Genomic DNA, 13,247 nt, shown 5'->3' on the forward strand with positions numbered 1-13,247 from the left:
TTTGTTTGTAATATTTCTTAGAAATTAAAATTAATTCTACTAAAGATATAGGTCCCATCAGAACCCATTTGTACAGAATCTGCTAAACCACCTTGATCTGTCCATCCATCAAATTGTGGAGTAGGGTACTCATTAAATAAGTTGTTAGCGCCAACAGTAAGTTTTAAATTCTTGCAAAATTCATAACCAACACTTAAATCTACTACAAGAGCAGCTTCGTAAATATCTGTAGCTACAGGGTAAAGTAAATCTGCTTCCGCTTGTGTTGTAGCAGGTGTATCCACCCACTGAAAATCTTGTAACTCTACTTCACTAAACTGTGTTAATGTTGCCTGTGCGTTAAATTTAGAGTTTGTGTATCCAAGATTAAGTCCAAACTTATAATCTGGTGCAGCAGCTTCTAAATAAGCTTGAGAAAAAGGACCAAAGAATGTAAATTCATTTAAATTACCATTGTGTATTTCTTTTACCTCTAAATCATTAAAGTTACCAATTAAACCAATACTAGCTTTTCCGTTAACACCAACACTAGTGGTGTAGTTAAGTACAATGTCTAAACCAGTGGTTCTGGTATCTACGCCATTAGCAAAAAACTGCGCAGCATCTACACCTAAAGGACCTAATACAGCTTGGTCTGTAAAGTTATCAGTTAAAATAATACGATCATCTACAGCAATAGAATATGCATCTATAGTAGCAGAAAAACCACCATTTGTGTAGGTAAACCCTAAACTTGCATTAAAAGCTTTTTCTTCATTTAACTGTCCAATTCCAAATGCCTTTGTTACAGTGCTGTTATTTGCAGATAATAAAGACGGTACAGACCTACCAGCTACTATGTTTGTAAATATTAAGTTATAGTATAGTTGCGCTAAAGAAGGTGCTCTAAAACCAGTAGAAACAGAGCCTCTAAAAGCTAAATCATCACTAACTTTATATCTACTTGCTAGTTTAAAGTTAAATGTATTACCAAAATCGCTGTAATTTTCATAACGTAAAGCACCACCAACCATAAACTCTTCAGTAACATTTAACTCGGAGTCTACATAAATACCATAATTTGTTCTGCTACGGTCAACTTCATTTGCAGGGCTGTAGCCAGGAAAACCTTGTGAGCTGCCAGGTAATTCGTCCCCATTGCCATCCTGTGCTGCTGTTTGTGTAGCAGGGTTAGTAATAACAACTCCGTTATCATCATATAAAGAATACGAAGATTCTTCTCCAGAAAAGATTCCGAAATTCTCTGTTCGATATTCAAATCCGTAAGCTACATTTAAGCCAGCTGCAACATCTTCAAAATACTTATTAAGTTCTAGTCCAGTAGTGTTCATAGAAAGGTAATGTCCACCTGCATCAAAATCTGTAGGAGAAGCATCTTTCATAGAGGCATTATTAGTGTTTTTTACAAAATAATGAAAGTTGTTTTTGCCGTAAGTGTTGTTGAAATCTACATTCCAACCATTTTTAGTTTTACTTCTAACACCAGCAGAAACAGAAACATCTGTAATTAGAGATGTAATTTGAGGTGTAAATCCGTCTGGGTACAAACTTGGAACAGCTCTATTGTCACCATCGGCAAAGCCATCTCTAGAAAAAGCATTTGCATTGGTATCTCTGTAGTTTCTACCTCCAAAAGCATATACTTCTGTATTTTCATCAATAGGGACAGCAGAATTAATCATAAAGTTAAATCCATCAATAGCAGCACCACCATACCCTTTTCTCCAGCTAAAACCAGGTCTAAGTGTTTTTTCTTTTGATAAGAATTCGGTTGTAACGTTAAAGAAACCACCATTTTCTCCAAGAGCCATACCGTAGTTAAGGTCTATTTTGGTAGTTTCACCATCAAAATTTTTGTTTTTTCCATCTAATCTGTTTTCTCCTTCAACATTAAAAAGTGTTTCTCCAGATTCTTCTGCCCAACCATCTCCAATAGCAGTGCTGTATGCTCCGTAAGTAATTCCACCAGAAAATCCGTTTGTATTATTTTTTAATACAATATTAATTACCCCAGCAATGGCATCAGAACCGTACTGTGCAGAAGCTCCATCTCTTAAAACTTCAATTCTTTTAATAGCGGAAGCAGGAATTGCGTTTAAATCTGTACCAGAATTACCACGACCTCTAGTACCAAAAATGTTTACTAAAGAAGATTGATGTCTTCTTTTGCCGTTAATCAAAACAAGAGTTTGGTCTGGACCTAACCCTCTTAAGCTAGCAGGTACAATGTGGTCTGCACCATCAGAACCAGACTGTTTAGTGGCATTAAAAGAAGGAGCAGCGTATTGTAATATATCGTTAACTTCTACTTTGCCTGTATTAGAAGCAATTTCAGCAACATCTAAAACATCAATAGGTACTGCAGTATCTGTTGCGGTACGCTTAGGGCTTCTAGAACCAACTAGTTGTATTTCATCTAAAAGCATACCCTCAGACAGGGTTACGTTAATAGTTGTTTTTCCAGAGGTGCTAATTTCTTGTGTGTTAAAGCCAATATAGCTAAATACTAGTGTAGCGCTTGCTTGTGTTTCTATACTGTATTTTCCATCAAAATCTGTAGATGTTCCGTTTGTAGTACCTTTTTCAAGAATATTTACTCCGGCTAGTGGTGCTCCTTCATCATCTACTACAGTACCTGTAATTGTAGATTGACTAAACGCGAACGAGAAGCATAAAAGGCTTAAAATAAGAATGCATTTTTTTTTCATATAGATTGATATTTAGGTTTTTATAAATCTAAAGGTAATCAAAAAACGTTTTATTTGTTCTTCAAAATTTATAAATGGTATATTTGCGGCACTAAAATAGAATTAGAAATGAAAGCAGGTATTGTTGGATTGCCAAACGTGGGGAAATCTACCCTTTTTAATTGTTTATCTAATGCAAAAGCGCAAAGTGCAAACTTTCCGTTTTGTACTATAGAGCCTAATATTGGGGTGGTGAATGTACCAGACTCAAGATTACAAAAATTAGAAGAATTGGTAGACCCAGAGCGTGTTTTACCAGCAACTGTAGAGATTGTAGATATTGCAGGTCTTGTTAAAGGTGCTAGTAAAGGTGAAGGTTTAGGAAATCAGTTTTTAGGGAATATACGTGAGACTGATGCTATTTTGCATGTGTTACGTTGTTTTAATGATGATAATATAGTGCATGTAGATGGTTCTGTAGATCCTATTAGAGATAAAGAAACCATAGATATGGAGTTGCAGTTAAAAGATTTGGAAACTGTAGATAAAAAATTAGAAAAGGTTAAGCGTACAGCTAAGACAGGTAATAAAGAGGCTCAGAAAGAAGAAGCTGTTCTTTTAAAGTTAAAAGAAGGTTTAGAAGCTGGTGTTTCTGTTAGAGCCATAGAGGTTGATGAAAAAGATCATTTAGAATTTGTAAAGCCATTACAGTTTATTACAGATAAGCCAGTAATGTATGTTTGTAACGTAGATGAAGAAGGAGCTGTTAATGGTAATGAATATGTAGAGAAAGTAAGAGCAGCTGTTGCAAAAGAAAATGCAGAAGTTATTTTTTTAGCAGTTGGTACAGAGGCAGATATTACTGAATTAGATAGTTATGATGAGCGCCAAATGTTTTTAGAGGATTTAGGTTTAGAAGAGCCTGGTTCTGCTAAATTAATTAGAGGAGCTTATAAATTATTAGACTTAGAAACATATTTTACGGCTGGTGTTAAAGAAGTTAGAGCTTGGACAATACCAGTAGGGGCAACTGCACCACAAGCTGCAGGTGTTATACATACAGATTTTGAAAAAGGATTTATCCGTGCAGAGGTTATTGCTTATAATGATTATGTTACTTTTGGTAGTGAGACAAAAGTGAAAGAAGCAGGTAAAATGCGAGTAGAAGGTAAAGAGTATATTGTAAAAGATGGAGATGTAATGCACTTTAGATTTAATGTGTAAGTACACTCTTTGTTAAATAATAATAAAATGCTGTAACCTTGTTGCAGCATTTTTTTGTGGTTTATGGTTAAATTGATGAATTTTTATGACCGTACACCATATGTAACTACTTAATTTCTATCTATCAACAAAATAAAATGCACTATTGTTAATTACTTTAAGCTGTATCAGTTTCATTTTTTTCTAACACTTACTATATTAGCGTGCAAACTGCAATTATCCTAAATCAATGTCAGACAATACTAAATATACCGAAGATAATATTCGTTCGTTAGACTGGAAAGAGCATATACGTATGCGTCCGGGGATGTATATAGGTAAATTAGGTGATGGTTCATCTGCAGACGATGGTATCTATATTCTTTTAAAAGAGGTTTTAGATAACTGTATAGATGAATTTGTGATGGGAGCTGGTAAAACCATTGAAATTGGAATAAGAGACAATGTAGTTAAGGTACGAGATTATGGTCGTGGTATACCGCTTGGTAAGGTTGTAGATGTAGTGTCTAAAATGAATACTGGTGGTAAGTACGATTCTAAAGCCTTTAAAAAGTCTGTTGGTTTAAATGGTGTTGGTACTAAGGCTGTAAATGCTTTGTCTAACTTTTTTAAGGTAGAATCTTCTAGAGAGGGTCAGTCTAAATGGGCAGAATTTAGTCAAGGTAATTTAATTGCAGAGGAAGGACCAGTAGAAAGCTCTAAACGAAAAGGAACTAAAGTTTCTTTTACTCCAGATGAAGCTATCTTTAAAAATTACAAGTATAGAAATGAGTATGTAATTCGCATGCTTAAAAACTACGTATACTTAAATCCTGGGTTAACTATTGTTTTTAATGGAGAAAAGTATTTCTCTGAAAACGGATTAAAAGATTTACTTGAAGAAAATAATAATGCAGAAGATTTATTATATCCTATTATTCATTTAAAGGGAGATGATATAGAAATTGCTATAACACACAGTAAAACTCAATATAGTGAGGAGTATCAATCTTTTGTTAACGGACAACATACAACACAGGGTGGTACGCATCAAGCAGCTTTTAGAGAGGCAATAGTTAAAACTATTAGAGACTTTTACGGAAAAAATTACGAAGCTTCAGATATTCGTAAGTCTATTATTTCTGCTGTTTCTATTAAGGTGATGGAGCCTGTTTTTGAGAGTCAGACTAAAACAAAGCTTGGTTCTACAGATATGGGAGGTAATTACCCAACTGTACGTACCTATATTAATGATTTTGTAGGTAAGTATTTAGATAATTACTTGCATAAAAACACTGAGACTGCAGATGCTTTGCAACGTAAAATTATACAGGCAGAGCGAGAACGTAAAGATTTGTCTGGCATACGTAAATTAGCTAAGGATAGAGCTAAAAAAGCAAGTTTACACAATAAAAAGCTTAGAGATTGCCGTGTACACTTGGGTGATTTAAAAAAAGATAGAAGATTAGAGTCTACTTTATTTATTACAGAGGGAGATTCTGCATCTGGTTCTATAACTAAGTCTAGAGATGTAAATACACAGGCTGTTTTTAGTTTACGTGGTAAGCCATTAAACTCTTATGGAATGTCTAAAAAGATAGTTTATGAGAATGAAGAGTTTAATTTACTACAAGCAGCATTAAATATAGAAGAATCTATGGAGGATTTGCGTTACAATAATATTGTAATTGCTACAGATGCTGATGTAGATGGTATGCATATTAGATTATTGTTAATAACCTTCTTTTTGCAGTTTTTTCCAGAGTTAATAAAAGAAAATCATTTATATATATTACAAACGCCTCTTTTTAGGGTTCGTAATAAAAAACAAACTTTCTATTGTTACAGTCCAGAAGAAAAAGCTGATGCAATTGAAAAATTAACTGGTAAGCCAGAAATAACCCGATTTAAAGGTTTGGGGGAAATTTCTCCAGATGAGTTTCAGCACTTTATTGGAGATGATATTCGTTTAGAACCTGTAATGCTAGATAAGGCTATGTCTATAGAGCAATTACTTAGTTTTTATATGGGTAAAAATACGCCAGACCGACAAAAATTTATTATTGAAAACCTTAAAGTAGAACTTGATATAATCGAGGAAAACTAATTATAAACCAGATAAACACGAGTCTTTCTTTATGGAAGAGAACGAAGAAGTAAACGAGAATCTAGATAGTAACATAGATGATCCCCAGAATGAGCTTACCAAGGTCACAGGGATGTATAAGGATTGGTTTTTAGATTACGCCTCTTATGTAATTTTAGAACGTGCTGTCCCTGCTATAGAAGACGGTTTTAAGCCTGTGCAACGTAGAATTATGCATTCGCTAAAAGAGTTAGATGATGGTAGATATAATAAAGTAGCTAATGTTGTTGGTCATACAATGCAGTATCATCCACACGGTGATGCAAGTATTGCAGATGCTATGGTGCAAATTGGTCAAAAAGATTTGCTTATTGACACTCAGGGTAACTGGGGTAACATATTAACAGGAGATAGGGCTGCAGCATCTAGATATATAGAAGCGCGTTTGTCTAAATTTGCTTTAGATGTTGTTTTTAGTCCAAAAATTACAGACTGGCAACAGTCTTATGATGGTCGTAAAAAAGAACCCGTAAACCTCCCTGTAAAATTTCCATTATTATTGGCTCAAGGAGCAGAGGGTATTGCTGTAGGTTTGTCAACAAAAATATTACCTCATAATTTTATAGAGTTAATAGATGCTTCAATTAAGCATTTAAAAGGTCAAAAATTTAAGCTGTTTCCAGATTTTCCTACATCTGGTATTATAGATGTATCTAATTATAATGATGGTTTACGCGGAGGAAAAATTAGAGTTAGAGCAAAAATAGCTCAATTAGATAGGAATACACTGGTTATAAGTGAAATTCCATACGGAACTAACACCTCTTCTTTAATAGATTCGATCTTAAAAGCAAACGAAAAAGGGAAGATAAAGGTTAAGAAAATTGAAGATAACACAGCTGCAGATGTAGAAATTTTAGTGCATTTACCATCTGGAATATCTCCTGATAAAACCATAGATGCATTGTATGCATTTACTGCGTGTGAGTCTTCTATTTCTCCTTTAGGTTGTATTATTGAAGACAATAAGCCGCTTTTTATTGGTGTTACTGAAATGTTGCAACGTTCTACGGATTATACAGTAGAGCTTTTAAAAGCTGAATTAGAAATTCAATTAGGTGAGTTAGAGGAACAATGGCATTTTTCTTCATTAGAACGTATTTTTATAGAAAATAGAATTTATAGGGATATTGAGGAAGAAGAAACTTGGGAAGGAGTTATTTCTGCTATAGATAAAGGGTTAAAGCCGCATACAAAACATTTAAAGAGAGCTGTAACAGAAGAAGATATTACTCGCTTAACAGAAATTAGAATTAAGCGTATTTCTAAGTTTGATTTAGACAAAGCGCAACAATTATTAGATAGTTTAGAGGAGCGTATTGCAGAAGTAAAGCATCATTTAGAGCATTTAATTGAATTTGCTGTAGATTACTTTAAAAATCTTAAAGATAAATACGGTAAGGATCGTGAACGTAAATCAGAAATTAGAATTTTTGATGATATTGAGGCAACTAAAGTGGCAATTAGAAACACAAAACTTTATGTAAATAGGGAAGAAGGTTTTGTAGGAACCTCTTTAAAGAAAGATGAGTATGTTACCGATTGTAGTGATATAGATGATATTATTGTGTTTACTAAAGATGGTCATATGATGGTTTCTAAAGTAGATTCTAAGACTTTTGTTGGTAAAAATATTATTCACGTCGCTGTGTTTAAGAAGAAAGATAAGCGTACTATTTACAATTTAATTTATAGAGATGGTAAAGGTGGTCCTAGTTATATTAAGCGATTTAATGTTACGTCTGTAACAAGAGATAGGTTGTATCCTTTAACTACTGGTAAGCCAAATTCTGAAGTCTTATATTTTTCTGCAAATCCTAATGGAGAGGCAGAAGTAGTTACTATACATTTAAGGCAAGTTGGTAGTATTAAAAAATTAAAGTGGGATATGGATTTTTCAGACATTCTTATAAAAGGAAGGTCTTCAAAAGGAAATATTGTTAGTAAATACGCTGTTAAACGTATCGACTTAAAAGAAAAGGGTGTTTCTACTTTAAAACCTCGTAAAATTTGGTTTGATGATGTTGTTAGTCGTCTAAACTTAGATGGTAGAGGTGAATTACTAGGAGAGTTTAAAGGAGATGATTTAATTTTGATAATTACTCAAAAAGGAATCGCAAAGACCATTAAGCCGGAAATTACGATTCATTTTGATGAGGATATGATTGTTTTGGAAAAGTGGAATCCTAAGAAGCCAATTTCAGCCATTTATTTTGATGGAGCAAAGGAGCGATATTATATTAAGCGTTTTTTAATAGAGAACGAAAATAAGGAGGAATTGTTTATCTCTGAACATCCAAAATCTGTTTTAGAGTTAGTTTCTACAGATTGGCGACCTGTGGTAGAATTGGAGTTTGTAAAACCTAGAGGTAAAGAGCAGAAACCGAATCAAGAAGTTGATGTAGAGGATTTTATAGCTGTTAAGGGGATAAAAGCTTTAGGTAATCAACTGACTGCAGATAAAATAAAAAACACAAATGTTTTAGAATCTTTACCTTATGAAGAAGTTGAGGAGGTAATTGAGGCTCCTAAGAAAACAGAAGTAGCAGAAGAGGAGGATGTTACATCAAAAAAAACAGATAGTAAAGAAGATTTAGAAGATGATGATACGGAACAAACAAGTCTGTTTTAGAAAAATTAACCTTTAATAGTCTTATCTTAGCAAAAAAAATATTTTTTATATGGATTTAACAAACCCGCTAGTTTACGGCGGTCCAGCGTTTATAATTTTTATATTATTAGAATTAACATATAGTAAAAACCATGAGGAACATCATGATCTTTACGACTGGAAAGATCTTTTTGCGAGTGGTTTTATGGGTGTTGGGTCTGCAATATTAGCAGCGGCACTTAAAGTAATATCAGCAATTGTAATTTTTGAATTTGTTTTTGAACTATGTAATCCGGAGGTAAACGGTGTGCATACTAATATATTGGGCTACCAATCTTTTGGATATGCTTGGTATGTTTGGTTGCTTTGTCAGCTTGCGGATGATTTCACATACTATTGGTTCCATAGAGCTAATCATGAAATAAGAATTTTATGGGCAGCTCACATTGTGCACCACTCATCAGACAACTTTAATTTAGGTACAGCTGTTAGAAACGGTTGGTTTACATTGTTGTATAAGCCATTGTTTTATATGTGGATGCCAGCAATAGGTTTTGAGCCAGAAATGGTGGTATTTTGTTTGGGAATTGAGGCTTTATGGCAATTTCAATTGCATACAGTATTATTACCAAAACTTGGTATTTTTGAAAAGTTTATGAATACACATACAATGCACCAAGTACATCATGCGCAAAATGTGGAGTATTTAGATAAGAATCACGGTGGTTTTTTAAATATTTTTGATAGAATATTTGGTACATGGTTACCTTTAGATGATGGTATAGATGTTAAGTATGGTGTAATACATGCGCCAAATTCTAATAATCCAATAGTTATTTTAACACATGAGTTCAAGGATATTTGGGCTGATATGAAGAAGTCTAAAAAACTGTCACATAAATTAATGTATATTTTTGGCCCTCCAGGTTGGAGTCATGATGGTAGCACAATGACCGTTAAGCAACAACAGAGACAGTTTAAGGAGTATGCTAAAGATCATCCTAAAAAATCTTTTGAAAGGCCTAATTAGTATTCTGCTTGTAAAATAAAAAACCTCGCTTATTTTTTAATAAGCGAGGTTTTTTATTTTAAGTCTTTTTAAGCTTGTTTTTCTTTGTTTCTGGTAGTTTGGTGGCGTTATGTTTAAAACACTGTTAATTGTAATTTAAATTAACTCTAAGCTACTTCTTAACTCTAACAGCTGTACCTTTCATAACTACTAACTCCTTTTTTGGATCTCTAGCAGCATTGCTGTATTCAAAAGTATAGCTGTCTTTGGTTGTTTCTAAAATTTTAAAATGTATAGATGATTGGTCTTTAAGTGATTTTAATACAAATTCGCAATCGTTTATCCATCTTACAGAGGAGCTGTCTACTTTGTTTTCGTAATACTCTACACTGTATTCTTTATCTCTTGTAAAACGGCCTGTTTTTTCTTCTCCGTTAATCTGATAGTCAAACGTAAATTCTCCTGTTTTAAAGTCAGCGCAATTTCTTGTTGGATTGTAGCAAGATGTAAAGCAAAGAGCAGAAGCTAGTATGTAAAAATATTTTATTTTCATAAGCACAAAAATAAATAATTAATAGAAAGCTATTTGCTTTTTGCTGTTAAAATAAGTGTTGAAACTTATTTTTTGTCAAAGGTTTCAAAAGTGCCATCGGTGTAAAAAATAATTACTTTACTAACTTCTTTTTTTAAGTCTGTTTTGTTAATTATTGTTTTGGTATTTTCTTTTGGTAGAGGCTTAGTTTCTTTTTTCTCAACAAAAGGAAAACTTCCTTTTCCGTTTAGTAACCAATATAAATTTACCTCAGGAAATTGAGTTACAACTTTTAAAACAAATTCTAAGCTTGGTTTGTTTCTGCCAGATAATAGGTGAGAGATGCTAGAGCGTTGCACTTCAACTTTATCAGCAAAAGCAGCAGCGGTTAAGCCGTAGTAATTAATTACTTTTTCTAATCTTTTTATGAACTCTTCAGAATTTACCATTGTAATTACATCTTAATTATTTTGCTTAGTTTGTAGGGAGATTAGATTTGATATTTCTATTAGTTTTAATTCTATTAAACTTTAGATAAAATAACTTAAGTTGTTGATTTTAAGATTTTTATTGTTTTTTAATAGAATTTACTGATATAAGCAGTAGTATTGTGTTACAAATGTAATCATTTTAAATAAATAGCAATGGTTTTTAGTTTACATTTGTAATGTTTAATGTTACAAATGTAATAAATACTGTTACATTTGTAATTCAATATAACGCTATCTTTACGCTTTACTAATACCTTTTGTAATGATAGATTTTAAGCAGATATTTAAAGATTGTAAGGTTAATAATATAACTGGTCGTTATGTGACAAATAGTTTGGTTTTTCCTTTTTTAGGAAAAACATTGTTTAAAAATGATATAGAAGAAATTGGAAAATCTGTTTTAAATGAGCCTATAAAAATGATTACTATAGGACACGGAGAAACTAAAATTTTAATGTGGTCTCAGATGCATGGAAATGAATCTACAACTACAAAAGCAGTTTTAGATTTTATTCATTTTTTAGAAAAAACATCTTCTTTGCAATCATCAATTTTAGATAATTGTACTATAAAAATTATTCCTATTTTAAACCCTGATGGAGCAAAAGCATATACTAGAATTAATGCTAATGAAATTGATTTAAATAGAGATGCGCAGAATAGGACTCAGCCAGAAAGTAAAATTCTTAGAGAGGTTTATGACAACTTCAAACCAGATTTCTGTTTTAACCTACATGATCAGAGAACAATTTTTAATGTAGGTGAAACAAATAAGCCAGCAACTGTATCTTTTTTGGCGCCTGCTTTTAATAAGGAAAGAGGTATGTCTGTTGCCAGAGATAAAAGTATGCAGTTAATTGTGGCTATGAATAGTGTTTTGCAAAATTTTATTCCTAATCAGGTTGGCAGGTATGACGATGGTTTTAATAGTAATTGTGTTGGTGATGCTTTTCAAATGTTAAACACTCCAACTGTTTTATTTGAGTCTGGCCATTACCCAGAGGACTATGAAAGGGAAAAAACTAGAGAATTTATTTTTTATTCTTTATTAAAAGGAGTAGAGGTAATTGCTACAAACTCGCTAAATAAGTATAAGGTAGATGCTTATTTTGAAATTCCAGAGAATGGCAAACAGTTTTTAGACCTTATTATATATAATACTAAAAAAATAAATACTTTACATCCAGAGGCTAATTCCTTAGGGGTTCTGTATAAGGAAGTGTTAAAAGATAAAAAAATTATTTTTGAACCAGTAATAACAGAAACGCAAGGGGTAGAGAAATTTTACGCTCACAAAACTCTTAACCTTCTAGATAAGAGTGATTTAGATTATGTTGAAAATAACATTCTTTTATCTAAGTCTTTACTTGGTAATTAACAATTTAATTAGTACATGTAAAATAATTGCATTATTGATAAAAAAAAGATAGATTTAGTGCGTATATCTTCTTATTTTACTATTTTTGTTCCAAATTTAATTAAATAATGACTAAAGTTAAGCTAGACGAAATTGATCACCAGATTCTGGATATGTTAATAGATAACACCAGAACTCCGTTTACAGATATTGCAAAGAAATTATTAATTTCTGCGGGTACTGTTCATGTTAGGGTAAAGAAAATGGAAGAAGCCGGAATTATACAAGGTTCATCTTTAACGTTGGATTATGTTAAATTAGGTTATTCTTTTATTGCTTATGTAGGTATATTTTTAGAAAAAACACACCAAACTAAGTTTGTTTTAGAGCGTTTAATTGGTATTCCTTATGTTACCGTTGCGCACATTACAACAGGTAAGTTTAATATTTTTTGTAAAATTAGAGCTAGAGATACGCAACATGCAAAAAATATCATTTTTAAAATAGATGATATTGATGGTATTAGTAGAACAGAAACAATGATTTCTTTAGAGGAGAGCATTAACGATAAAAAGCGTTTAATGCATACAATTTTTAATGAATTGTAGATTTCTTAATTTAAGAGATGAATTAATAACACTAAGCTCAATGTAAATTACATTGGGCTTTTTTATTTTATTTTATGAAAGCATCAGAATTAACACCACTAGATTACAACCCTTATTATAAAAGTTATATAGATTTGGTAGAAGATACAAGTTTGTTAACAGCTTTAGAAAATGGTAGAAAAAAGTTTAAAGATTTAATTGCTGTAATACCAGATAATAAATTGAATTATGCTTACGCCTCTAATAAATGGACAACAGCAGAAGCGCTAGTGCATATAATAGATACGGAGCGTATTTTTCAGTACAGGGCTATGCGTTTTTCTAGATTAGATGCTACGCCTTTGCCTGGTTTTGAACAAGATGATTACGTGCCAACTTCTAATGCAAACAATAGAACTAGACAAAGTTTATTGCAAGAGTTTTTAGATGTAAGGGCGTCAACAATTTCATTGTTTACGCATTTAACAGAAAAACAGTTAAAGTTTGTGGGCACAGCAAGTGATTCTCCTATGAGTACAGCTGCTGCAGGTTTTGTAGCGTGCGGACATCAAGAACATCATTCAAAAATTATTATTGAAAGATATTTATAGGGGTAGCAATGCA

At 32.4% G+C, this 13,247-nt stretch carries 10 protein-coding genes; 7 read left to right on the forward strand and 3 right to left on the reverse strand.

All coding sequences use genetic code 11. The annotated features are described in order from the left end of the window. Positions 1-17: 17 nt before the first annotated feature. A complete protein-coding gene (locus tag AX016_RS12220; RefSeq protein ID WP_100895879.1) occupies positions 18-2,708 on the reverse strand; it encodes a TonB-dependent receptor in 2,691 nt (896 codons plus the stop codon). 108 nt (positions 2,709-2,816) lie between these two features. Here AX016_RS12220 and ychF point away from each other — a divergent pair, with 108 nt between their 5' ends. The 4 genes from ychF (at position 2,817) to AX016_RS12240 (ending at position 9,677) form a co-directional block, all read left to right on the forward strand. Beyond that, the gene (ychF, locus tag AX016_RS12225) at positions 2,817-3,911 is read left to right on the forward strand and encodes a redox-regulated ATPase YchF (protein ID WP_100895880.1); all 1,095 of its coding nucleotides are present in this window, start codon (positions 2,817-2,819) and stop codon (positions 3,909-3,911) included. A gap of 229 nt (positions 3,912-4,140) precedes the next feature. Then, on the forward strand, positions 4,141-5,997 hold the full coding sequence (locus AX016_RS12230; protein WP_100895881.1) for a DNA topoisomerase IV subunit B: 1,857 nt from the start codon (positions 4,141-4,143) through the stop codon (positions 5,995-5,997). A 31-nt stretch (positions 5,998-6,028) separates the two neighbouring features. Further along, on the forward strand, positions 6,029-8,668 hold the full coding sequence (locus AX016_RS12235; protein ID WP_100895882.1) for a DNA gyrase/topoisomerase IV subunit A: 2,640 nt from the start codon (positions 6,029-6,031) through the stop codon (positions 8,666-8,668). A gap of 49 nt (positions 8,669-8,717) precedes the next feature. Further along, a complete protein-coding gene (locus AX016_RS12240; protein WP_100895883.1) occupies positions 8,718-9,677 on the forward strand; it encodes a sterol desaturase family protein in 960 nt (319 codons plus the stop codon). A gap of 151 nt (positions 9,678-9,828) precedes the next feature. Here AX016_RS12240 and AX016_RS12245 read toward each other — a convergent pair whose 3' ends face one another. After that, positions 9,829-10,209, reverse strand: a complete 381-nt coding sequence (locus tag AX016_RS12245) for a hypothetical protein (RefSeq protein ID WP_100895884.1) — start codon at positions 10,207-10,209, stop codon at positions 9,829-9,831. Positions 10,210-10,274: 65 nt separating this feature from the next. Beyond that, on the reverse strand, positions 10,275-10,637 hold the full coding sequence (locus AX016_RS12250) for a helix-turn-helix transcriptional regulator (protein ID WP_100895885.1): 363 nt from the start codon (positions 10,635-10,637) through the stop codon (positions 10,275-10,277). 304 nt (positions 10,638-10,941) lie between these two features. Here AX016_RS12250 and AX016_RS12255 point away from each other — a divergent pair, with 304 nt between their 5' ends. The 3 genes from AX016_RS12255 (at position 10,942) to AX016_RS12265 (ending at position 13,234) form a co-directional block, all read left to right on the forward strand. After that, complete coding sequence (locus AX016_RS12255; RefSeq protein ID WP_100895886.1) at positions 10,942-12,057, forward strand: M14 family metallopeptidase; 1,116 nt, start codon at positions 10,942-10,944, stop codon at positions 12,055-12,057. A gap of 107 nt (positions 12,058-12,164) precedes the next feature. Further along, complete coding sequence (locus tag AX016_RS12260) at positions 12,165-12,644, forward strand: Lrp/AsnC family transcriptional regulator (RefSeq protein ID WP_013622539.1); 480 nt, start codon at positions 12,165-12,167, stop codon at positions 12,642-12,644. 74 nt (positions 12,645-12,718) lie between these two features. Then, complete coding sequence (locus AX016_RS12265) at positions 12,719-13,234, forward strand: DinB family protein (RefSeq protein ID WP_100895887.1); 516 nt, start codon at positions 12,719-12,721, stop codon at positions 13,232-13,234. The last annotated feature ends 13 nt before the right edge of the window (positions 13,235-13,247 follow it).

This window comes from Cellulophaga sp. RHA19 (assembly GCF_002813425.1).
Lineage (GTDB): Bacteria > Bacteroidota > Bacteroidia > Flavobacteriales > Flavobacteriaceae > Cellulophaga.